General features: G+C 39.3%; 21 protein-coding genes. All 21 read left to right on the plus strand.

What is annotated here, in order from left to right:
• Positions 1 to 482: 482 nt before the first annotated feature.
• The 21 genes from L1272_RS13595 (at position 483) to L1272_RS13695 (ending at position 24,126) form a co-directional block, all read left to right on the plus strand.
• Positions 483 to 839, plus strand: coding sequence for a hypothetical protein (locus L1272_RS13595; RefSeq protein WP_235373660.1), 357 nt, complete (start codon positions 483 to 485; stop codon positions 837 to 839).
• Between the two features lie 12 nt (positions 840 to 851).
• Positions 852 to 1,355, plus strand: coding sequence for a type VI secretion system contractile sheath small subunit (gene tssB, locus L1272_RS13600; RefSeq protein WP_119853120.1), 504 nt, complete (start codon positions 852 to 854; stop codon positions 1,353 to 1,355).
• Complete coding sequence (tssC, locus tag L1272_RS13605) at positions 1,352 to 2,845, plus strand: type VI secretion system contractile sheath large subunit (RefSeq protein WP_138618882.1); 1,494 nt, start codon at positions 1,352 to 1,354, stop codon at positions 2,843 to 2,845. Before tssB ends, tssC (L1272_RS13605) begins: the two co-directional genes overlap by 4 nt.
• 27 nt (positions 2,846 to 2,872) lie before the next feature.
• Positions 2,873 to 4,399, plus strand: coding sequence for a type VI secretion system contractile sheath large subunit (tssC, locus tag L1272_RS13610; RefSeq protein WP_235373661.1), 1,527 nt, complete (start codon positions 2,873 to 2,875; stop codon positions 4,397 to 4,399).
• A 2-nt stretch (positions 4,400 to 4,401) separates the two neighbouring features.
• On the plus strand, positions 4,402 to 5,169 hold the full coding sequence (locus L1272_RS13615; protein WP_235373662.1) for a type VI secretion system accessory protein TagJ: 768 nt from the start codon (positions 4,402 to 4,404) through the stop codon (positions 5,167 to 5,169).
• A 13-nt stretch (positions 5,170 to 5,182) separates the two neighbouring features.
• The gene (tssE, locus tag L1272_RS13620) at positions 5,183 to 5,668 is read left to right on the plus strand and encodes a type VI secretion system baseplate subunit TssE (RefSeq protein WP_166338540.1); all 486 of its coding nucleotides are present in this window, start codon (positions 5,183 to 5,185) and stop codon (positions 5,666 to 5,668) included.
• Positions 5,665 to 7,491: a type VI secretion system baseplate subunit TssF gene (tssF, locus tag L1272_RS13625; protein ID WP_187489395.1), complete on the plus strand. Its 1,827-nt coding sequence runs from the start codon at positions 5,665 to 5,667 to the stop codon at positions 7,489 to 7,491. Before tssE ends, tssF begins: the two co-directional genes overlap by 4 nt.
• Positions 7,488 to 8,468 (plus strand): type VI secretion system baseplate subunit TssG, encoded by a 981-nt coding sequence (gene tssG / locus L1272_RS13630; protein WP_138618892.1) that lies wholly within the window; start codon positions 7,488 to 7,490, stop codon positions 8,466 to 8,468. Before tssF ends, tssG begins: the two co-directional genes overlap by 4 nt.
• A gap of 19 nt (positions 8,469 to 8,487) precedes the next feature.
• Entirely contained in the window at positions 8,488 to 11,091 is a 2,604-nt protein-coding gene (tssH, locus tag L1272_RS13635; RefSeq protein ID WP_235373663.1) for a type VI secretion system ATPase TssH, read from the plus strand.
• A 224-nt stretch (positions 11,092 to 11,315) separates the two neighbouring features.
• Complete coding sequence (locus L1272_RS13640; protein WP_235373664.1) at positions 11,316 to 11,795, plus strand: Hcp family type VI secretion system effector; 480 nt, start codon at positions 11,316 to 11,318, stop codon at positions 11,793 to 11,795.
• 72 nt (positions 11,796 to 11,867) lie between these two features.
• Positions 11,868 to 13,721: a type VI secretion system Vgr family protein gene (locus L1272_RS13645; RefSeq protein WP_235373665.1), complete on the plus strand. Its 1,854-nt coding sequence runs from the start codon at positions 11,868 to 11,870 to the stop codon at positions 13,719 to 13,721.
• 1 nt (position 13,722) lies between these two features.
• Positions 13,723 to 14,079 (plus strand): hypothetical protein, encoded by a 357-nt coding sequence (locus L1272_RS13650; RefSeq protein WP_138618898.1) that lies wholly within the window; start codon positions 13,723 to 13,725, stop codon positions 14,077 to 14,079.
• A gap of 20 nt (positions 14,080 to 14,099) precedes the next feature.
• Positions 14,100 to 14,390 carry a PAAR domain-containing protein gene (locus L1272_RS13655; RefSeq protein WP_135926857.1) on the plus strand — a complete coding sequence of 97 codons (291 nt, stop codon included), beginning with the start codon at positions 14,100 to 14,102 and terminating at the stop codon, positions 14,388 to 14,390.
• A 1-nt stretch (position 14,391) separates the two neighbouring features.
• Positions 14,392 to 15,381, plus strand: coding sequence for a hypothetical protein (locus L1272_RS13660; RefSeq protein ID WP_235373666.1), 990 nt, complete (start codon positions 14,392 to 14,394; stop codon positions 15,379 to 15,381).
• A gap of 2 nt (positions 15,382 to 15,383) precedes the next feature.
• Positions 15,384 to 16,226, plus strand: coding sequence for a hypothetical protein (locus tag L1272_RS13665; RefSeq protein ID WP_187489399.1), 843 nt, complete (start codon positions 15,384 to 15,386; stop codon positions 16,224 to 16,226).
• The gene (locus L1272_RS13670; RefSeq protein WP_235373667.1) at positions 16,226 to 20,911 is read left to right on the plus strand and encodes an RHS repeat-associated core domain-containing protein; all 4,686 of its coding nucleotides are present in this window, start codon (positions 16,226 to 16,228) and stop codon (positions 20,909 to 20,911) included. The genes L1272_RS13665 and L1272_RS13670 overlap by 1 nt, the downstream gene beginning before the upstream one ends.
• A gap of 10 nt (positions 20,912 to 20,921) precedes the next feature.
• Complete coding sequence (locus L1272_RS13675; protein WP_235373668.1) at positions 20,922 to 21,674, plus strand: hypothetical protein; 753 nt, start codon at positions 20,922 to 20,924, stop codon at positions 21,672 to 21,674.
• Positions 21,675 to 21,700: 26 nt separating this feature from the next.
• Complete coding sequence (locus L1272_RS13680; protein WP_235373669.1) at positions 21,701 to 22,198, plus strand: hypothetical protein; 498 nt, start codon at positions 21,701 to 21,703, stop codon at positions 22,196 to 22,198.
• A gap of 66 nt (positions 22,199 to 22,264) precedes the next feature.
• Positions 22,265 to 22,753, plus strand: a complete 489-nt coding sequence (locus tag L1272_RS13685; RefSeq protein ID WP_235373670.1) for a hypothetical protein — start codon at positions 22,265 to 22,267, stop codon at positions 22,751 to 22,753.
• A gap of 111 nt (positions 22,754 to 22,864) precedes the next feature.
• On the plus strand, positions 22,865 to 23,683 hold the full coding sequence (locus L1272_RS13690; protein WP_235373671.1) for an NlpC/P60 family protein: 819 nt from the start codon (positions 22,865 to 22,867) through the stop codon (positions 23,681 to 23,683).
• Positions 23,683 to 24,126: a hypothetical protein gene (locus L1272_RS13695; RefSeq protein ID WP_235373672.1), complete on the plus strand. Its 444-nt coding sequence runs from the start codon at positions 23,683 to 23,685 to the stop codon at positions 24,124 to 24,126. The genes L1272_RS13690 and L1272_RS13695 overlap by 1 nt, the downstream gene beginning before the upstream one ends.
• The last annotated feature ends 30 nt before the right edge of the window (positions 24,127 to 24,156 follow it).

Raw genomic sequence — 24,156 nt, forward strand, 5'->3', positions numbered from 1 at the left:
GATCAACTGCTTGTAACTCATGGTAAATGCTTCTGTTTGTTTGGCGACGATAGAGTACCACCAACAGGCAGTTGATCTCTTCTCACCGTTTAACCATGAGTGGTGCACTTATTATCTGAATTCGGGCTGCATTAGTTGGTTTAAATGGTGTCGCAAGTGAAGGGGCACTGATCATCCCTATTAAAAGTATCGCATTAACAGATAGCCAAAACTACGAAGCTTTTACTTACTGGGAATACCAGCAGGCCTATGACGTCTCTCGACTCAGTGAAGAAAAGAGAGAAAAAAAAATAGCCCAGGGCGCAATTGACTTTGAATTAATAGTAAAAAGTGCACAAGAGACTCCCGCTGAACTTTTCCTAGCATTAAAAAATGATATCGAAGAGGCGCTTACTGAATTTAGTGCATTAAGCAGTGCGCTTGATACTGCTACAGAGCAATCACAGCCTACCTCTTATATTAAACAAGCACTTGAAGAGTGTTTGAATGCAGTTTTGCATTTAGGTGAAGACAAACTTAAATCCCTTGAAGCGAAGTCGATACAAGAATCGCAAGAAAATGAGCAAGTTGAAGGCGAAACACCTGTCGATGAGAATCCCTCTCGAAATGATACCCAAATCAATAGCCGAGAAAATGCGATAAACAAATTGCAAGAAATTGCGCAGTTTTTTAGAAAGACAGAGCCACATTCACCTATGTCTTACACCATTGAACAAGTTATTCGATGGAGCGAATTATCGCTACCAGAATTATTAAATGAATTAATAACCGATAGTGATGCTAGGACCGGATACTTTAAGCTGTCTGGCATCAAAGTTAGCGAAACAGAAACCGAGTAAAAGGAGTTTTGAATGAGTATCCATGACAAATTAAAACGTGTACGTAAACCAAGAGTACACATTACCTATGACGTTGAAACTGAAGGTGCAATTGTAAAAAAAGAGCTGCCTTTTGTGGTTGGGGTAATGGGGGATTTTTCAGGTCATAACCAAGAAGTATTAAAACCTTTAAAAGACCGACGTTTTATCCAAATTGATAGAGAAAACTTTAACGATGTTTTAAAGAAAATGAGCCCTTCCTTGAAGTTAGATGTCGATAATACTTTAACTGATGATGGCACTAAATTTAGCGTTGATCTCAACTTTAAAAGTATTGATGACTTTGAGCCAGCAGCTGTCGTAAATCAAGTTGAACCATTGCGTAACCTAATGGAGACACGTAATAAACTTCGTGACTTAATGACTAAGATTGACCGCTCAGAAGAGCTAGAGAATGTTTTAGAAGAAGTGTTAAGCAACACAGCGAGTCTTGACTCAATTGCTAAAGAGCTAAAGTTAGAGGAGTCTGAAAAATGAGTACCGAAACACTAGCCCAAGAATTAGACACAGCAACAGCGACTGAATCAGCATCGTTATTAACTCAAGCTATAGGCGCAACTAAGCAAACAGATGCAAGTCGAGCTGAAGAGCTGCTACGCACATTAACTGAAGAAGCTTTAAAAGGCACTGTTCAATGGAATAAAAACATGACAGTGACTTTCAATGAAGCGATTCAGATGATCGATCAAAAAATATCGAAACAACTCAGTGTTATTATGCACCATGAAGACTTTCAAAAATTAGAAGGTTCATGGCGTGGCCTAAATCATTTAGTGATGAATTCAGATACTGGCTCAACTCTAAAAATTCGCGTACTTAATATGAAGAAGAAAGAACTTCATAAAGATTTAAGTAAAGCGGTTGAGTTTGATCAAAGCCAAACATTCAAAAAAATCTACGAGTCAGAATTTGGTACACCGGGTGGTGAACCTTACGGCACTATTGTAGGTGATTTTGAATTTACTAATCACCCTGAAGACGTGGAAACTCTTGGCTTAATGTCAAACGTTGCTGCAGCGGGTTTCTGTCCGTTCATTTCAGCATCATCACCTTCACTCTTTGGTTTTGATAGTTGGGAAGAGCTTACTAAACCAAGAGATCTTGAAAAAGTTTTTGAATCTCTTGAATACACTAAATGGCGCTCATTTAGAGATAGCGATGATTCACGCTTTGTTTCACTCACAATGCCAAGATTTTTATCTCGTTTACCTTACGGTGCAGCATCTAAACCGGTTGAAGAATTCAACTATGAAGAGTTTGAAGTTGATGAACTTGCCGGTCGCTCTGTAAGTACCGATAACGCTGATTATTGTTGGAGTAATGCTGCCTACGCAATGGCAACGAATATGACAAAAGCATTCTCTCAATATGGTTTTTGTACAGCTATTCGCGGCGCTGAAGGCGGCGGTAAAGTAGAAGGTTTGCCGACGCATATATTCACTAGTGATGATGGTGATCCTGATCTTAAATGCCCAACAGAGATTGGTATTACTGATCGACGTGAAGCAGAATTAAGTAAACTTGGTTTCTTACCACTGTGCCATTATAAAAATACTGATTACGCTGTGTTCTTTGGTGGTCAAACTTGCCAGAAACCAGAAGTTTATTCAACGCCTGATGCGACTGCAAATGCTGCAATTTCTGCGCGTTTGCCATATATAATGGCTACATCACGTTTTGCTCATTATTTAAAAGTAATGGCGCGCGATAAAATTGGTAGCTACATGGAAGCTGAAGATGTTGAATCATGGTTAAATCGTTGGATACTATCATATGTCAATGCAACAGAGGGCGGTGGTCAAGATATTAGAGCCCGTTACCCTCTAGCCGATGCAAAAGTTTCTGTGAAGGAAATCTCTGGTCAACCGGGAGCCTACAATGCCGTTGCATGGTTAAGACCATGGTTACAAATGGAAGAGCTTACGTCATCGCTTAGATTGGTTGCCAAAATCCCTGAGATTGGCTAACCCTTTCTGCATTAAGGATGATGCAAAATGAACTGTGAAGAGTTTTCATTCATAGGAGAAGACGCTGTAATTTCAAATAATACAGCGTCTGATATCTTCGAAAATAGCGCTTTATTGGAACGCTTTCTTAATGAGAAAGAAACATTTAAAGCGTTGTTATTATGGCTTGAAGGCTCTTCAGATTCCCCCTTACAGTGGGATAAAGAGTCAATTAGTTCATATTTGCAACTGACCATTGTCAAAATAGATTCGATTATTTCTAAGCAATTAGATCAAATATTACATCACCCCAAGTTACAACAATTAGAAGCCAGCTGGCGCAATTTGTGGTGGTTAACTTTACAAACAGAACTTAATGATAAAGAAAAAAAAGTAAAGTTACGGCTGTTAGATTGTGATTGGAATACGTTATCGAGAGATGTTAATAAAGCAATCGACTTTGATCAAAGTAGCTTCTTTCAATTAATTTATCAAAATGAGTTCGATCGTCCAGGCGGTGAGCCTTTTGGTGTATTGATTGGTGATTACGAAATTACCAATGGCAATGCACCGGGTACAATTTACAACGATATAGACACCTTAAAAGAAATTTCGAAAGTAGCCGCAGCCTCTTTTTCGCCATTTATTACTGCTGTGTCTGCAAGCTTATTTGGTGCAAATAGTTTTACTGATTTAGGCTATCAATTTGATTTGTATACTCAGTTTGAACAGGTCGAATATACGAAATGGCGTAGCTTTAGGAACATGGAAGATGCGCGTTTTGTTGGTCTTGTATTGCCGCATGTATTAGTTAGAGCACCCTATAAAAACGACGGCACACGCCACTTAGATTTTTTATATACAGAAAAAATAACCACGCCTGAAACAGAAATGTTATGGGGAAACGCCGCTTACCAATTTGTGTCGACATTAGTGCGTGCTTATGCAGAAAGTGGTTGGTTTGGTCAAATAAGAGGCATTGAGCCTGGCAAAATATCTAAAGGCATCGTTACCGGATTGACGAAAAATTACTTTTCAACCGATGTTTACAGAAAAGAAGCTAAGCCACCAATAGACTTGATTGTGACAAGTAAATTAGAAAAGCAGTTCTCTGAACTTGGGTTTATCCCAGCATCGTCAGTGACAAATACTGAGCATCTCGTTTTTTATAGTAATGCATCAGCTCAGCAAGCCAAACACTACGATAGTGAGGCTTCTACTGTAAACGCTCGTTTATCGTCTATGCTGCAATATATTTTATGTGTTTCACGCTTTGCTCATTATTTAAAGCTGTTAGCGCGTGATCGAGTTGGCTCTTATAGTACAGCCCAAGCCTGTGAACAAGGTTTGCAAGCATGGGTTAATAACTACACAACAGCATCGGATTCTGCCTCAGAGCAAATCAGAAGTAAGTATCCTTTGGCGAATGCAAAAGTAAAAGTGACTGAAAATAAATCGAGGCCAGGCCATTATTTTTCTGTTTTACAATTACAACCCCATTTTCAGCTTGATCAAATGATATCAAGTATCAAATTAGTGACTGAACTAAGTCCTCATCACCAAATAAAGGAATAGAAATGAAGAAGATCCATGAGTGTATTCGCAATGGAAAATTAGCTGATGCATTAGAGTATTGCGCACAGAAACTAAAAGATGATCCACTTAACTTTGATATTCGCAGTGCTTACACGGAACTATTGTGTGTGAACGGTGAGCTTGAAAAAGCTGATAAACAATTAGATTTTATGGTGACAAAGTCGCCTGAGCTAGCGGTGGGCGCTGTTAATTTAAGGCACCTAATTAGAGCTGAGCAAGCAAGACAGGATTTTTACGAAGGTAAAGCGGCCCCTAAGCTATTTCATGAAGCAGATGAACTCGATGAAGTATTTCTTCAGATGCATATCGATTTACGCGAAGATGATTTTAAATTAGCGACTGAAAAGGCAGCTAAAGTTGAGTCTCTCAGGATAAGTACAGTAAATGAGCAACTTACTGCAATAAGAGATATTGATGATTCATTAAACCCATATTTGGAACTTTTGGGTACCAATGGCGAGTTTTATTTAGCTCGTTTCGATGAAATCGAAAAGTTTGAAGTTCAGCCAATAGAATCAATCGTTGAGCAAATTTGGCTACGCGTTGAAGTAACTATCAAAGATGGACCTGTCGGTACTGCTCATATCCCAGTTGTTTACCCACACTCAAAGAGCGAAATTGAAAAATTAGGTCAAGTGACTGAATGGCATGAAATAAGTGAAGAAATGTATTTAGGCCGAGGGATGAAAATGCTGTTCATAAATGATGAAGCGGTTTTATTGTCTGAACTTGGCTCTTTCATTAATTGAGCGTGAAATTTTCATGATTGCAAGCAAACAGCCGCTCAAAGCATCAATTTTAGACCGCTTGATAGATGACGAGCCTGAAGTACAGGATTCGCCACAGCGAACGGATGGTATCAGCTTATCACTTTTAAAAAGTTACGTTAGGCGAGATATCGAAGCACTGTTAAATGCTCGGATCCAGTGGCATACATGGCCAAGTCAATACAGTGAGCTTGCAACATCGTGTTTATCATATGGATTGCCAGACTTTTCAAGCATGGTTGTAAGTTCCCATGAGGGGCGAGCAGCGTTATGTGAAAAAGTTCGAGATGCAATTTTGCGATTTGAGCCTAGGTTTATTGAAGTTGAAGTGCTAGTTGATGAAGAGCTACCCCTTAACCGCATTTTAAACCTAAGAATTAATGCCTTGTTATATGCCGATCCTGAGCCTGAATACATCAGTTTTAACTCTGAAGTTGAGCCAGTTAGTTTAGGTATGAAAATCTATGAGTCTTCACTATGAATGATGAATTATTAAAGTATTACAATCGTGAATTAGCGTATGTGCGCCACCTTGGGAAAGACTTTGCAGAAAAATACCCAAAAGTGGCAGGCAGGTTAAAACTTACAGACGAAGTGATAGAAGATCCTCATGTTTCAAGGTTAGTCGAATCATTTGCATTTTTAACTGCCAACATTAGGCAAAAACTTGATGATAGCTTTCCTGAGTTAACGGATGCGCTATTAGGTCAGCTTTATCCTGACTACCAAGCACCGATCCCTTCATTATCAATTGTAAAGTTAGAGTCAGAAAACCTATCAACGACTGGGGTCATCATTCCGCGTGGGAGTGAGCTTGAAACTAATGTAGAAGGAATGAAACAGTGTAAATTTCAAAGCTGTTTTGATACCAATTTGTGGCCTGTAGAGATAACAGCTGCCCAGTTTGATAACAGTCCTTTTATTGCGCCTAAACCAAAGTTTAATGAACCAGCTAAAGCGATTTTTAAGTTACAACTGACTGGTGAATATGATGGCGTTTCATTGCATGAAACAGAGCTAAATGATCTAAAAATTTATATTCATGGACAATGGCATTATGCGCTCAAAGTTTACGAGCTATTGTTTAAACATTGCATCGGAATAGCAGTAGACAATGGCGATGAGGGAGTGCATTACCTCTCGAAAACTCATTTAAAATCAGTTGGTTTTGAGGAGCATGAGGCTGTAGTACCTTATTCAATGCGTTCATCATCAGCATATAGGCTATTAGTCGAGAACTTTATTTTTCCTGAAAAATTTAAGTTTTTTGAGTTACAAAATATTCGTTCTGTACTACCACGCAATGCAAGCACTACAACGCTTTATTTTTATTTAGATGTTGAGTCGAGCGAGTTGGAGAAGCAAGTAGATAAAGACATGTTCTTGCTGGGCTGCACGCCAATCATAAATTTATATGAACAAGAACTTGAACCGATCCGCCCAGAGCTAAGCGAATATGAGTATAAGCTTGCACCACGTTATATCGACTCTGAAATATCAGAGGTTATTAGTCTTGAAGAAGTAGTTGCATTTGACCACAAGGGGAATAAACAGCTGGTGACGCCTTTTTATGCGCAAACACACCCTAAATATCAAGAGCATAAAGATCTCTATTGGCATACTCGACGAGAAACAGCCCTTTGGGCCGGTGGTTATGCAGAAGCGGGCACCGAAACTTATTTGTCATTAGTAAATGGTGGCTTTGAAAATAGTGCGCAAGCACTCAGTGAGGGAAATACGGTCGTAACAGCAAGGGCGCAGTGTAGTAACCGCAATCTACCAGCTAGTTTACCATTTGGTGATGATGAGCTTGGTTTTACATTACCAAAGCGTGGCGATGTCATCAAAAAAATCAGGTGCCTAGTTGCACCTACTCATGCGGTAAGACCTGTGTTGGGTAGCAATACTCGTTGGCAACTGATTAATCATCTGACTCTTGATTCATTCAGTGGTGAGCACAGCGTAGAGAAATTGAAAGAAACATTGAGACTATATGATTTTAAAGCAACACCCCAATCAAAAGGGATGATTGATAATATCTATAGCGTCAAAATTGAACCCGCAACTGCACGAGTTGTGCAAAATGGGCGGGTTGCATTTGCAACAGGTACCGATATTGAAATTACGTTTGCAAATGATGATTACGCTGGCAGTGGGGTGTTCTTTTTTGCTTCAGTTCTTGATTGTTTCTTCTCGCAATTTGCATCAATTAATAGCTTTACACGCTTAAGTCTAAAGTTAAAAGAACAAGACCGAGTTTATCATCAGTGGCCAGCTAGAGTCGGTTCAGAGGTGCTACTATGATTGCTCAATTGCTCGAGAACGCGACAGAAATAGATTTTTACAAAGCCGTGTTTGTGATCGAGTCGCAGTTATCGAGTACGGCTCAGCACTACCGGAAAGTTGGCTATGATTGTCAGCCAAAACTAGAGCTGATTAAGTTTAGTTCAACACAAAAGTTTGGCTTTGCGGGTAATGCGATAACTAAATTAAAACCTGCTAAAAGCGTTGCAGGGATCACTCAGTTTGATATGGAAATATCATTTATGGGGATGACCGGTTGCTCAGGCGCATTGCCACACTTTTATAGTGAATTGGTGATGCAAAGATTGCGCTACAAAGACAGCACAATGAGAGATTTTTACGATATGTTTAATCATCGTTTGATTTCGTTGTACTACCGAGCTTGGAAAAAGTATAAACCCGCGCTTAATTTTGCTAACAGCAATCAAGATAATCACACGAAAATTTTGGCACTTTTGAGTGGGGGCAATGCCCCTCATCAGCTTTATTTCAGTGGTCTTTTCAGTCGAAAAACGCGAAATATTGCTGATCTGCGAAATATTTTAACTTTCTATTTAGGTTGTGACGTCAGCATAAATCAGTTTGTGGGTCAGTGGCAGCCACTAAAAAAATCAGAGCAAACCCGCATTAACAGCGGGGGCTTTGCAGGACAACATGCAAGGCTTGGTATTGACGCAATAGCAGGTAAGCAAGTTTGGGACATCTCAACAAAGATAGAAGTTACTATTGAGCCCAAAAATGAGCACCAAACAGCCCGTCTTCTACCACAGCAAGAGCTTTGGAATTTAGCCCATCAAATAGTGAATGATTTTGTTGGTAATCAAATTCAGCATGCACTAATAGTAAAAGCAAACTTCTACAAACTTGGTGCAAAGCAACTATTAAAAGAGCGACTTCAATTAGGCTGTAATAGTTTTCTGTTTTCAGAAAAAGCAACTATAGACGGCAAAGTCTCTGAGCTTTCGTTCAAAGGATAAATAAATACAAGGAAATATTATGTCTACAATGACGCTAAATACACTCGTTGAAAAATTAAGCCCTGAGTGCAAAAAGAGTCTTGAACAAGCTGTTGCAATTTGTAATAGCAGAAGTCACTTCACTGTTGAATTAGAGCACTGGTTATTAGCAATGCTTGAACAACAACTTGATGACTTTAGAATTATTTTGAGCGCTTACGATATTGACAGCGACTCGTTAAAAAATGATTTGAATAAGTCTTTAGAAATGCACAAAACGGGTTGTAACTCATCACCGAGCTTATCGATGCATGTTACCAGTTTGCTTAAGCAAACGTGGCTTAGTACGAGCATTGATTTTACAGATACACAAATCCGTAGTGCTTACTTAATTTACACGCTGGTAAAAGATGACACTTTAGCAAGTTTAGTGAGTCGTTGTAGTAAAGAGTTCAATAAGATAGAAGCAGGGCAATTATTGCATGCTTGGCCTGAAATGGTCTCTAAGTCTCAAGAGCAAAGTCCTGTGGCAAATAGTCAGACTGAAACATCGGTATCTACAAGTTCTAAAACGCCGAGTTTAGATCAATTTACAGTTGATCTAACAGCTCAAGCAAAAGCAGGAAAAATAGATCCAATTTTGGGGCGTGATTTTGAAATTAGACAAATGGTCGATATTCTTACTCGACGTAGACAAAATAACCCCATTCTAACTGGTGAAGCTGGAGTTGGTAAAACGGCCGTTGTTGAAGGGTTAGCGCTTAGGATTGCACAAGGCAGTGTTCCAGATGTTCTAAAAAATGTAAAAATTCACACTCTAGACCTTGCTTTGTTACAAGCAGGTGCTGGTATGAAAGGTGAGTTCGAAAATAGACTTAAGTCTTTAATATCGGAAATTAAAAATACCCCAAATCCTGTTATTTTATTTATCGATGAAGCGCACACTATGATCGGTAGTGGTGGTCAAGCTGGTCAAAATGATGCAGCAAATCTATTAAAACCGGCACTAGCGCGCGGTGAACTCAGAACAATTGCAGCCACAACATGGGCTGAATATAAAAAATTCTTTGAAAAAGACGCAGCACTGGCGCGTCGATTCCAAGTCGTTAAAGTGGAAGAGCCTACACCAGAAAAAGCGATTGCGATGTTACGTGGTTTAGTACCTGTTATGGAAAAGCATCATAATGTGTTCATTTCTGAGCAAGCACTAGAAAGTGCAGTGCATTTATCACACCGCTACATTACCGGCAGACAACTTCCTGATAAAGCGGTTGGTTTACTTGATACAGCCTGCGCTCGGGTTGCAATGAGCCAAGCATCAACACCTAATTCAATTGAAACGCTTGAAAATGAACGCTCAGAAATAGAGTCGCAAATCAATATGTTAACCCGTGAGCAACGCACAGGATTAAATCACAGTGAGGTGCTTGATAGTTTAACAAATAAGTGCCAGCAAATTACTGAGCAGCTTGCACCATTAAAGTCGCAGTTCGAAAATGAAATGTTGCTTATTAAAGATGTAAAAGAAGTCATTAGTGGCCTGAATGATGAAATAGAACAGCCAAGTGAAGAAATTGAAAAGCTACAACAATGCAAAGAAAACTTAGCTAAATATGATTCAAACATGGTGCATTGGCAGGTTGATGATGAGTTAATTGCTCAAGTTATTTCTGACTGGACAGGCATTCCAGTTGGCAAGATGCATGAAGATGATGTGAAGAGTGTTCTTAATTTAGCCAGCACAATGAAAGAGCGTGTTGTGGGTCAAGATCATGCGTTGGAGCTAATTGCAAAAGTTGTACAGACATCTAAAGCGCACTTAGCAGACGAAAGCCGCCCGAATGGAATTTTTATGCTAGCGGGTCCAAGTGGTGTGGGTAAAACTGAAACGGCACTTGCGTTAGCGAATGAAGTGTATGGTAGTGAAGAAAACATCACTGTCATCAATATGTCAGAATACAAAGAAGAGCATAAAGTTTCGTTACTCCTTGGCTCACCTCCAGGTTATGTAGGTTATGGTGAAGGTGGCGTATTAACAGAAGCGATCAGACGTAAGCCATACAGTGTTATTTTATTAGATGAAATTGAAAAAGCGCACCCTGGTGTACATGACATTTTTTATCAAGTGTTTGACAAAGGCACCATTAAAGATGGTGAAGGTAGAGATATCGACTTTAAAAACACAATTATTATCATGACCTCAAATGTGGGTACTGATACAACAATGAGTCTTTTTGAAGATGAAGAAACTGCGCCAAGCGTTCAGGGTCTGCAAAAGGCTATTCAAACTGATTTACTTGAAGTATTTAAAGCTGCATTTCTTGGTCGTATCAACGTCATACCCTATTTGCCACTTAATAAAGAAACTCTTGCAGAAATTACAAAACTGCAATTATGTAAAATAAAAAATAGAGTTAACAAAAATTACAAATCTGATTTTTTATATTCAGATCTTGTTGTAGATTATATAGTTAACAATTGTAATGACTCTGGTTCGGGTGCAAGAAATATTCATGCATTATTGCAAAATAATGTCTTGCCTTTATTATCTGAATCTTTACTTGATAGCCTTGTTAGTGGTAGCAAAATCAATGATATATCATTAGATATAAATGATGGTTCTTTTGTTGTTAATATAAATTGATATATTTAAATTAGTTTCTTGTTTCTTTTTTGGAGTCGGATTATAATTTGTCCGTCTTCATTAATTGATGGAACATTGAGACATTGTCTTCGTCTAGGGAAAGGATATTGAAGACCTTTTCGTTGCGCAGTTAGAGATAATGATTTCAAAGGAATTTTGGGAAACCAAAAGTAAATGATCCAATGTAATGGATGTTATTTATAAATTAAAAGGAGCATTATCAAATGCAATCAAATACATATTTAAAATACGGTTCAATTAAAGGCGAAACTACTGCTGAGTCTTTTAAAGATTTAATCACAGTTTTATCATTAGATTGGAACGTAAGCCGTGAAATTTCAGCACACACTGGTATAGCAATGGACCGTGAATCTAGCTCAACTCGCTTAGGTGATGTAACTATCACTAAACTTCAAGATAAAGCGTCTCCAGACCTTTTCAAAGAAGCGACAATTGGTAAAGGCCTTCCGGCTGTTTTCCACATCACTAAGCAAGGTGATAAAGTTGAAGAAATCATGAAAATCGAACTTACAGATGCAATGATCTCTAGCTACTCTGTATCAGTTCAAAACGACCGTCCAGTTGAAACAATCACTATCAGCTACACAGAAATGATGATGACTGTTACTCCTACAGACGACAAAAATAACATCACTGCACCACTTGTTTATGGTTACAGCGGTGTTAAAGGTCAGCAAATGTAATTTTTTGCAGTACCTAATAGCTCTGAGTTTTACTCAGAGCTTTTTTGATCTTTAGGAAATAGGAAGCATGGAATGCAAAAAGCGACACAAGATAATAATGTAATTCAGATTAACACCCCAGCAGGTAAAGATGCACTTTACTTAACTCGACTGGTGGTGCAAGAGTCTATGTCTGATTTGTTTGTGATGTCAGTGAATATGTTCACTATAGGCACACAAATAGCGCATGAAGATCTGGTGGGAAAACCTGTTTCTATTAAAGTAAAGAATGCCGATAGCGCAGGTGAGCGTTATTTTCATGGCATAGTTAGCCAATTAGTATCTAATGGTAGCCGCACCGCTGATATTGATGAGCAAAAAAATTATATAGATTACCACGCTACAATTGTGCCTTTCGCAGCATCAATGCGAAACCGAAAAAACAGTCGGATCTTTCAAAAGAAAAGTATAAAAGACATTTTTGCCGATTTGTTTGGTCAACACAGTGTCGCTTTTAAAGATAATACAACTAAAACGTATCCTAAGTACGAGTATTGTGTTCAATACCAAGAGTCAGATTTTGACTTTATTCAACGCTTGCTTCAGCAAGAAGGTATTTTTTATTTTTTCGAGCATAGTAACAGTGCACATACGTTAGTACTTGCTGATGATATAACAGCTTACGAAGAATGCGCTGAAGCAAAAGTAGAGTTTACCTCTGGTCACCTCAGTGAGTCACACATAAATAAATGGCAAGGTGGTTTAAGTATTGCGCCTGGCAGCTACAAGCGTATTGGCTATGATTTTAAGCAACCACCACGATACCCTGATGGCGATCACAAAAAAGCTGATTTACCAACCCAGTCAGTCGCTGAAATTTTTGAATATACCGCAGAAGCCGAAACCCATCCAAGAGCTGCAGGTTTGGCAGCCGTTCAACTTGAATCATTACAGCGTAATATGAAGTTAAGTAGCGGTAGAAGTGATTGCCGTTCATTCTCCGTAGGTAAATTATTTAGCTTTAAAAAACATGAAGACCCGCGCCTAGAAGGTAAAACGTTTGCTATCACCTCGTTACTAACGTCTATAACGGTGCCAAATCAGTCAGGTACTCAGCAATCTGGCGCGCAAGAAGTATTTACCAACCACTTTGAATGTGTGCCAAAAGATGTGCCATATCGTGCAGCTCACAGCATGCGCAAACCTGTTATTCATGGTGTGCAAACAGCCATAGTGACAGGCGACAGCGCAGATGAAATTATGGTTGATCAATACGGACGTGTGAAAGTGCAGTTCGATTGGGACCGAGAAGGTAAAAAAGACTCGCAAAGTTCATGTTGGATCAGGGTTGCGCAAAACTGGGCCGGTAAAAAATGGGGTGCATTTTTCTTTCCTCGTGTCGGGCAAGAGGTGTTAGTTGACTTTATTAATGGCGATCCTGATCAGCCAATCATTAGCGGTGCAGTATACAACGCTGATTTAATGCCTCCTTATGCATTGCCTGCAGATAAAACACAAAGCGGTATTAAAACACGCTCAACAAAAGAGGGCGGTGCCGATAATTTTAATGAACTGCGTTTTGAAGATAAAAAAGGCAGTGAGCTTGTATACATGCAAGCTGAAAAAGATAAGCAGCTGTATGTAAAAAATGATCAAAAAGAAAAAATTGATAATGATCGATTCCTTGAAGTGGGCAACAATGATGATGCCAAAGTAAAAGTGAATCGCACCGTCGATATCGGTGAAAATGACACATTGAAAGTGGGTAAATCACTCAATATCGAAGCAGGAAAAGAAATCGTTATTAAGACCGGATCGGCAAAAATTACTATGAGCAGTAGCGGGAATATTTCAATTGAAGGCACAAATATTAATATTAAAGGCAGTAACGTAAAGGTTGATGGGAGTGCAATTACCCTTTCTGCTGGCATGATCAAGTTGAACTAGCATGGAATTACTTAATACGTTTCAACCAGGTGTCGTGCATGGCGCAGCAAGTAATGGCTTTACCGTTTATTGCCGTTATGGGCTTCCTCATTTGGTGTGTCTTTGTGTAAATCGCCCAGATGATCCGTTTTTAAACTTGCCAATAGATTATTTTAAGGGCCTAGATGGTTATTTTGCAGAGCAATTTTTTATAAACCTTCACCCTGTACTCAATAGTAGCAATGTGTTGTCGCATATTTACCAATACGCAACACAAACAAGCTCAATAATAAACGATCTCTCGTATGCAGAAATAGCGCAAGAGTTGGCAAAACTCGTGAGCACAAATAAGTTACAAGTTATTCCTTTAAACGAATAGCTAATAACAAGGAAAGGAATATGGGAAAACCCGCTTCAACGTTAGGGCACATGCATGTTTGCCCAAAAGTAACAGGTACAGTACCTCATGTTGGAGGGCCAATTGTAGTGGGTTCAGCCAATGTGTTGATTGGTAATATGCCTGCCGCAAGAAAAGGCGACATGCTTGTATGTGTTGGCCCACCAGATAGCATTAATAGCGGTTCTGGCACAGTTAAAATAAATGGGAAACCTGCGGCTAGAATGGGAGACAGTACTTCTCATGGCGGTAAAATTGTTTTAGGTAACCCAACAGTTTTAATTGGTGGCTAAGGTGTTATCACTCATTCTAAATGAGCATAAAGCAGCTCTTTTAAATTTAAATATGATGCAGCAAAGTGCTTTTTATAGCATTGGGTTTATTGCTCAAGTTCGTCAGCAGTTAATTTTAAAAGTACAAGCATCTCAGAGCGCTAGCAATGTACAGTTTGAAATGGTGCAGTGCATTATTGAAGAGCTCGAGACGTTAAAACAGCAAGAAACGTCATTAGATGACGTTGCAGAAGCATGCTTGGTTGCGCTGCAATTAATGTCTAACTCTCAAAAGCAGAGGTTTTTGGGGTTATTAAACCGACATGAGTTTACGCTTTTAAAACATAAGCTTTTGCAGAAAAGCTTAACAATAAGTGGGCCAGCCAATAGCGATCTTTTGAATTGGGCAAATGTGTACGGTAAATCAGAGACACAGGCGATTATTTATAAAGCGATAAAACGTGCTGTAAAACAGCTGCCAGATATGCCTGAAATGCAAGAAACAGTAAACGCATTTGAAAAGGCTGCGATGATTAATTCACCGTTAATGTCTGTGTACCTATTATTGTTAGACCCACAAAGGATGAATTTTGTTTGCAACTATGTGAGCCAGCAGTTTACTCGAGAGCAAGCTATTGCGGTGCTATTGCAAACTGGGGCAACAAAATATGTCCCTATGGCTGTTGCGCTGTTGACCGAAGTGAGGTCGGCCAAGAATCTTGTTGCTGGTATTAAACGCTGCTTAGGTAGTCAGCTCGATGAATTAGTTGCATTTGATACTCAAATTCAGGCTGGCGATTGTAAGCAAGCCGCTGTTGATTTTCAGCGCCAATTTGCATTGAGTTGGCCAGAGCAAAAGATCAAATTTAATGATCAAACCCTGGTTTATGGCTTTGCGATGAATAAACCTGTTAGTGTAGCAAGCCTGCAAGGTGTTGATTTTTTTAGTTGGCAGGTGATTACAATTTTAAATGCGCTTAAATATGACTGTCGAAATAGTCAAGCGAGTTAGCATTGAGTGCATTTAAAATTTCAATACAGCAGTTTGATACACCTTATGAAGTAGCCCCAGAAGTATTAGTACTAGAGGGGAGCTCGGGTCATGAGCAAGTGCAAAACTGGCATTCATTTGATGCCTTTATTTATGACTGTATTGTAAAAGCAAAGTCAGTATTGAAAGAGTCAGACGTGCAGCAACCGTTAATTTGGTTATTACCGGCACTGCCTTTTCAAACTGATCATAAAACACTATTTATAAACAGCCTTCAGCAGCGTTATGGCATTGCTGTCGAACAGATGATTTTTGAAGGCGCAAACGCTATGCACAGTGCGATCGCATTAGCTAAAGAGCAAAATTTTAGTGCTTTTGATGTGGTAGCAATTGATGGTGTGTTTAAAGCCTCAAAGCATAACGGCTTTGAATATTTGGGTATTGCGGCTTGTAAGGCATGTGTTGAATTTACTCAGGTAGGCTGGGCGCTGCAATCTACGAGCATGTGTTCTTCTGTAGATATAGCAAAGCATCAGCCTATACATGCAGAGCTTGAACGTATTTTATCGCTAAATGAACAAAAAATAGATTTAGTGTTTGCCCCAGGAAATGGCCTAGAAAGTGATGATTGGGTAAGTTATTTACCTGTTTTAAGTAAAAAAATTAATGAACAAACGATGTTCCAACTTCCTAATTATAAATTAGGCAAAATGGGAGCAATAGAAGGGGTTGTAAACCTCGCAAGCCTGACCAATAGCGCCCTTTATGCTGAGCGTTTTGGGCAGGCGTTAATAATTTCGCAAGAGTACAACAAGTACCAAGCCGTCGCGTCATACTTATGGATAAGTAAGGAAATGTGCAACTAATGGATAGTAAAGCAGTTGTGTTACAGGGAACACGTTATCCCATCTGCCTCGTGTTAGCTAAACAGCCAGCCCCCAGTGGTTTTATTGCTGTCGCAACGAATACGCCGGATAGTGCCTACAAATTTGTAGCTGAGGTTGGTGCGGTATTAAGTGGCGATGCTGCTAAACGATTAGATCTTATTCAATTGTTAAATGTTGCTGGTATTAATTGTCCAAGGCAAGCAACAGCGCGCGAAACTGCATCGGCTTTGATAAAAGCCTTAACTTCAGGTGCCATTACGTGCTACCAGCAGCAAGTAAAAAGCACCATTCAAGTCAGTGATAATACTCGCTCATCGCAAAGTAGCAGTTCAGCGTCTTCGGCTGTGCCAAGTAATGCCAAAAAAGCAACACAAGCTCCTGCTAGCAATAAAGGCAGTGCCAGTAACACAACCGCAAGTGAAACGCCTATAACAGAACAAGAATGCCGTTCAGACCCGGTTTCGATGCTAACAGGCGAAGAAATTCTTCCTTTGACTGACTTCTCATTAGCCGCAAATAGGCCTTTAACGTGGCGTCGGTTATATCGTTCGTCTCACTGTAATCAAAAAACAATACTGGGTAATGGCTGGCGTCACGATTATTTAGTGCAATTAACCGAGCATTACCTACCACCGCCGAAAGTGGGCCCAAAGAAAAAGGGCACCTACTGGCTCGAGTATCACGACGAACATGGTGCGACTCATAAGTTTGAAAAAGTGAAGCCGGGGCAATCGAGTTATCAGCTAAGTAGTAACTTGGTGCTTCATTATAAAGAAAATGGCAAGCAAGTATTAGTAACACCAGATGATAAACACCTGACGTTTATGCCGGGTGCATCAGCATGGTTGCTCGAAAAAATCATCAATGAAAAAGGTCAAAGCACCCGTTTTTATTATGATTCGATGGAGCGTTTACAACGTATTGAAGTAAACAAAGTACGCGGCTGTGTACTGAAATATAATAAGCACGGTTTGCTCAAAACGGTGCACGCTTATCGTACTAATGAACAAGGAAAATTAGTTCTTTTAGATCAGCCGTTAGCCAGTTATGAGTATGATGAACAGTCAAACTTAGTTGCGGCAACAAACCAATTTGCTGAACAAGAGCGTTATGAGTATAACGCTGCAAATTTACTAATAAAGCGAACTAGAGCAAGCGGTTTTAGTCATCACTTTGAGTGGGACTCATATGGTTATGATGCCAAATGTATTAAACAGTGGGGTGATGACAATACCTATTGCTATCAGTTCGAGTATCAAGGCAATAAAACAACCAGTATAGATTCACGCGGCAACCAAGAGCACTTTGTTCACAATGAGCAAGGTAAGCTGATTGAGCACACTGATGCCAATGGTAATATCACACGCTATGATTACAATTCGCTTGGACAAAAAGTAGCGCAAACTGATGCTCTAGGCTATCAAACGCTTTGTACCTATACTGAATACGGCCAACTTGAATCAGTCACCCAAGCTGATGGTAACCGTACTCAATTTGGCTATAACCAACTTGGTCAACAAGTCGTTGTTATTTTGCCAAATGGCGAGAAGATTAAACGCCAATACAGTGCCTCAGGGTTACTACAAAGTGAAACCCAAGCAGATGGGCGAATAGCACTTTACAGTTACGACAAACAAGGTAATTTGACCCAGCATGTCACGCCAAACGGTCATGTATTAAAATACACATGGAATGAACAAGGTGAGCTACTCGCAAAGCAGCACAATGATGAGCTCATTCGTTACAGCTACGATAACCTCGGTCGTGTAAACGCTACCATCAACCAAGCCGGTCTGCTTACTCAATATAAATATAATGAGCAAGGGCAACTAGTTGAAACAACCGCGTTTGAGCAAAGTAACCCTGATAACAAACAACAACAGCTTTTTTCTTATGATGATGCTGGTCGATTAGTTAGTTCGAAAAACGGTAATGGTGATACCACAGAGCAGCACTTTGAGGGACTAAGCCAACCTCACTGCGTGATCCAGCCAGATGGCAGTGCACTGCATTTAACGTATGATAAAGAGCGAAATTTAACCGCAATCGAGCGTAGTGACGGCCATATTTATCGCATTAATTACGATGCAAACGAAAACCCAACACAAATCACGGGTTTTGATGGTACTGAACAGCAATTTAAGTACGACGCATGTAATCGTTTAGCGGCTGTCACGCAAAGCGACAAACGCCATGTAAATATTAAGCGTGATAAGCTAGGCCGCGTTATTTCGCAGCACGCAAGTCTAGCCACAAATAAACACATAGTTAATAACGCTAACCACTACAGTTATACGACAGAGGGCAAAATAGCACGTGCTCATAATGAGCAATCAACGATTAAACAGTCGTTTGATAAAGGCGGACGACTACTCAGTGTTGAGCAAATTCACAACCAGTCTCAAACCCATAAACTCGCATATAGCTACGATGACTTCGGCAGACGACAGTCTCTTACCTTGCCAGACTCAACAACCCTTTATTATAACTACAATAGTTTTGGCCAGTTAAGTTCTATACAGGTAAAGCGAGCGGATGGTGAGTTAGCAAAACTCGTCGAGCTTGGCTACGACAGCCAAAATAATATCAAAACTCAGCGTTTCGGTAATAAAGCCATTCTTAATCAGACGTTTGATGTTTTTGGGCGTTTAACGCAGCAGCAACTATCGCATCCAGAGCACACATTATTTGATAGCTGTAATTATCAATACGATGCGGTTAATCAACTCATTGCGTGTGAAGAACATGGCATTAGCTGCCAAAATACAGAGTTTGAATACAATAGCCTTGGCCAATTAGTTCAGCAAAATCTAGCTGATGCAAAGTCGGGTACACAAGCGCCAGAAACCGCCAAGAAATTTCATTGGGACAGTTTTGGTAACCCGATTAGCCAAACTCAAGTGCAGCATGATGAAGCATTCAATAAACAAGAAGCTAATGATGCTGTTACATATAGCCAAGTCGATGCCGACAGGTTAACCCATTTTGGCGATAGCGATTTTGAATACGATGACTGTGGTAACCAAGTTCGTGAAACGGGCAAAGGTATAAAAACGCACCGTGAATACAATGCGTTCAACCAATTAAGCAGCTTTAACAACAACGGCACGCTAACACATTACGACTACGACCCACTGGGTCGTCGTATTGCTAAGCAGACTGAGCATGGCAAGATTGATTATATTTGGGATAACGACCAGCTAATAGGTGAATACCAACACGGCGAGTATACCTGGTATATCAACCTACCCAATCAATTTCACCCGGTCGCACTTATTAAACAAGGTGAGCTGTATTATTATCACCTAGACCAACTAAACACTCCACGTTTTGTTACAAACAACAATGCAGAAGTTGTATGGCAAAACCATGCTGATGTGTACGGCTATGAAGAACCAGAAACCCATGCTGGCTTTAATAAAGAAAACAGTTTCACTCAGCCAATACGTTTCCAAGGCCAATATTTTGATGAAGAAAGCGGCCTACACTACAACCGCTACCGCTATTACAGCCCCAAACAACAACGCTTTATAAATCAAGACCCGATAGGCTTAGTAGGCGGCATAAACCACTACCAATACGCGCCGAATCCGGTTAATTGGGTAGATCCGTTTGGACTTAGTTGTAAGGAAGGGGCTGCCACAGTTTTAAAAATCGGTCATGGTAGTGACATGCATTTTGCGATTCAGGTCAAAACAAAGTTTGATACGACTAAAACTCACCAACATGGTGGTACTGAGGCTGATGGCACTAGAACCAATACACTTATCATCGGTTACGATGAGGAAGATTTTGCAGGTAAATCGATTGAGAAATCGACGATTAAGTTACCAAATGCGATAGCTGCAAGTGACTTACAAAGGCAACTACTTAGAGAAGGCGACATGGCTCTTGATAGAGCTGATTGGAATCCAGATAACTTGGATACACCACTATATGATCCTGTTAACCAAAGTTGTTTAACCCATGTATTTGATGTGTTAAAAGCTGGGGGGGTTGAGAGTGTTCCTAATAATTCCGACATTGAAGATCGGAAAGTTAGGGTGTTTACACGCAAGTTAATGAAAGGGAAGGTTGACTCTCCTAACAAAAAGCCAGAAGAAGATAAGAAAGAACCTAAATCCGAAGATGCGACTCTTGAAAAACATATCAAAGCAGTTGAAGAGTATAAAAAACACTATGAAACGCGGCTAAAAGACTCAATTGCGGCAGGAGATTCAGCTAGGAGGCAAGGTGCTTTTAAAGCAAAGATTACAGAGGCTAAAGGTGAGCTTGGTGCTTCAATGTACATGGAAAAAGAGTTTTCAGACCCACCTCCTCCAGCCACAATGGAAATGGGCTTTGGCCCAGGTCCAGGAGTCGACCAAGTATGGGCAAAACGAGACGAAAATGGCAAAGTGATAGAGTACTTTGTTGTTGAAGCTAAAGGTCCTGGCGCTAAATTAATGACTGGCGCCAAAAAAGGTAACCAGATGACGGATCCTTGGATTAAAAAAAGCTTAGAGTCGATGAAAAAGTCAAAAAAATACAAAGAGAAGAACAAGTTAGGTAAAGATATTTTAAGAGCTATGAAAAATGACGACCCAAAGATAACTAAATTAGTAATTGAAGCTAAAGAGGTCGAAGGTAATATAATTGGTGGGAAGATTCAGCCTCTTCCATAGGAAAAGAAGAATGTTAAAACTTAATAATTATGATTTCGAATTTGGTGAACTATTTGAAGAATCACCTATTACATTAGAAATAAGATTAAAACATATGAATGACCCATCTGTTGGGGTAGACACTAAAAAAAGAGCGTGTTGGGTTCTTTCTGAAGAATACAAAGAATTGGCATGTGCACATTACGTTTTAGAAAACTATAATGAAGCAAAATTTTACCTAAAAGAAGCGGCACCATTTGCATACTTAACAGGTTTTGATTCCGAGCTAAAAGGGCATAACAATGAGTGGACAATCCAAGGTGAGTTAAATATCGCTTTATTGTTTGGTGATGAGTCAATAATAAGTAAATTACGTGAACATGCAGATGACTTTACAATCAGCAGTGTAACTAAGAAAGCGATCTTTTTATATGACCATCTACTAATAAAAATAGGTACAGGGAAGTCGCTTTCTACGAACGAAATTGAAAGCGCACTGACTGAGACTAAATCAACAAAAGATAAAGATGTACAACAATGCATTGTGCCGCTTGTTGAGGCGATTAAAGGTCTCTCTATAGGTGATAATTTATTATGGCAATCAAGTATTGATAAAGTCATTGCATGGCATACTGATGAATGTAAATACGGCGACTTTAAAGAAGATGGAAATGCGGTCATGTCATTAAATGCGCTTAGCATGGCCAAATTGGGTAAAGATATGCATGGCTGGCAGTGTCAAACAGACTCACTTTATTTACCGTTATATTTAATTAACGATTAAGTTTTTAGCACTAATTTAGAGAAGAAATGATGAGTAATGTGATTAATCTTTTTATTGTTGATGAAGCTGTCTATCCCACAACCTCGAAACTAAACGATGAGCAAACGTATCAAGCGTTAATTGATATTACTCAGGATGAAGCGACAAGATGGCAATCAATAGAGCTTAATATGCGAGCATTTATTCCTGCTATAGAGTTACTTGATGCTGTTGTGGGTGGCCAAGGGTTACTGCCGGTATGTACTTTTCATTATTATCCTCATCAATTAATTGGACCAGATGCTAACATCAGTGGTTCATTTGGCTTTTTTTCGAGTGAAATGGTGCAAGACCTATACCCTTTATTAGAAAAGTATTTTGAAGTCGATATTGAGAACAGTGAAAATAAAGCGTTAGTAGATAGTATCGAGCATAGGGCTGGTGAACTTGACCCGCAAGCTTATGAAATAGTCCGCGACCGCTACTTTGTTACGTTTAGAGATGCCTCAATGCAAAATAAATCTATCGTGGTATTGATTGAATAGTAAACCTACGATTGTTTATCGTGCAAAAAATTTTTTATATGTTTGTTAGATGAAAGCGGTGACACAATGCCTACAAAAGAAGAGATAGATAAATTCATTACAGCACAAAAAGTTTGCAGTCATTTAGCAAAAAGTATTGTAAATAAAAGCAGGATAAAGCCGATTCCATATGCAATTGATTTCCTAGATGATAGCTATGATTTAACTTGGTACTGCGATGAATGTGTTAAAAAGTATCACTTACCAGAAAACGGAGTTTTTTTATACCATTACCCAGAAGATGATGAAGAGATAACTAATTTCGTAAAAAGGCTGGGCGATTTAAAAAGCCTCGAATTTCAAGTAAGTAAATTAAAAGGTTTTAAAGTGTCTGAGAACTATGATAACTCACCTTTTGCGGAGTTCAGTAGGGATGAGGCCAAAAAACCATCACTTTTTAGTAAAGAGCAATTTAATTCATTGTCGGGATTAAATGATGAGAAAGTAGAACATATGGTTGAGAAAGCCTTAATGGTGCCATTTGGCACTGAAGTTAACTTAGAGGGGTCAAATTAGCAATTAATCTGCAAGACGCTGTATTTAGTGCAGAACTTAATAACACTCATAAGCTCAGTTATTTCTGATAAGATTTTTAAATAAGACACTACTATAGAAAAGGACTTTCATATGTCAGCAATAAGAATAACCCAATCTGTTGGACTAGGTGGCGTTAATACCCCAGCCGATGTAAAAACAGTACAAATCGCTTTAAATAAATTACTAAAACTTATCTCACCAACTAAAGCGTTGGTTGTGGATGGACGTTTAGGTTCCCGCCCAGAAAGCTCTAATACAGTTGCTGCAATTAAACAGTTTCAAAACAAAGTTGTAGGTATAGTGCGTCCAGATGGAAAAATAGACCCAAATGGCCGAACTCACAAAAAGATCAACGAGAAACTAGCGGGTTTGGCTTTGCTAAGTAAAGTTAAAACGCCTCCAATTATGCCAGTGACAACTGCATTTTGGATGAAAACAGCTTTTGCTGAAATTGGAGAGACAGAAGTTGCTGGCAAAAAAGCAAATCCACGTATCTTAGAGTATTTCAAGGCATCAAAGTTTTGGGGTAATGATGATAGTGGTGGGCAAAATGCTTGGTGCGGCTCGTTTGTTGCTTGGGTTATGCAGCAAAATAATATGGAGCCTGTAAAAAATGCTTTTAGAGCCAAAGAGTGGATCAACTTTGGTAAACCTATTAGTAAACCTGTTTATGGCGCTATAGGTATTAAATCGAGAAAGGGTGGGGGTCATGTTGCGTTTGTAGTAGGTCAAAGTGTTGATGGCAATTATTTATATATGTTGGGTGGCAATCAAAGTAACAGTGTTAATGTAGCAAAGTATAAAAAGGATGTATGGGATAACTTTGTAGTTCCGACTAGTTTTGATTCATTGTCAGCGAGTTTGCCTATTTATACACAAAATGCATCAGTTGCAGGAAGTGAGGCCTAATGAAGAAAATATTTATAATTGTATTCGCTTTTTTGGCTTTAACTAAGCCTGTACTAGCTAAAGTTACTGAAAGCTTAGAGCTAAATGGGTTCAAAGTAGCATCAGAAAATGTTCAGTTTCTTGCGAAAGTTAAAATCACTAAAGTAGAGGTTTTTCAAGAAGATGATAATTCGGAAAAGCATGTTTATTATGCGGATGTACTCTCTACTTACAAAGGCAATCCTATCAAGAGCTTAAAGTATGATATGTATGTTGAGGCTGGTGAAGATGTTACTTTTAATTCAGAGCCTGTCTATATAGCACTTTGTATTGATGAAAGTGGAAATTTATACTGGCCAGGTACAGGGTCTGAATTTAAATCGTCATTAGCTATTGAGTCTTGGTTGACCGAACATAAAAAAGAAGTAGCCACAATAAGCGACAGCATTGGTTGGTGTAAATGATAACAAAGAGCTCACTGAAGAGCTGTAATT

Source organism: Pseudoalteromonas sp. PAST1 (assembly GCF_021532515.1).
GTDB lineage: Bacteria > Pseudomonadota > Gammaproteobacteria > Enterobacterales > Alteromonadaceae > Pseudoalteromonas > Pseudoalteromonas simplex.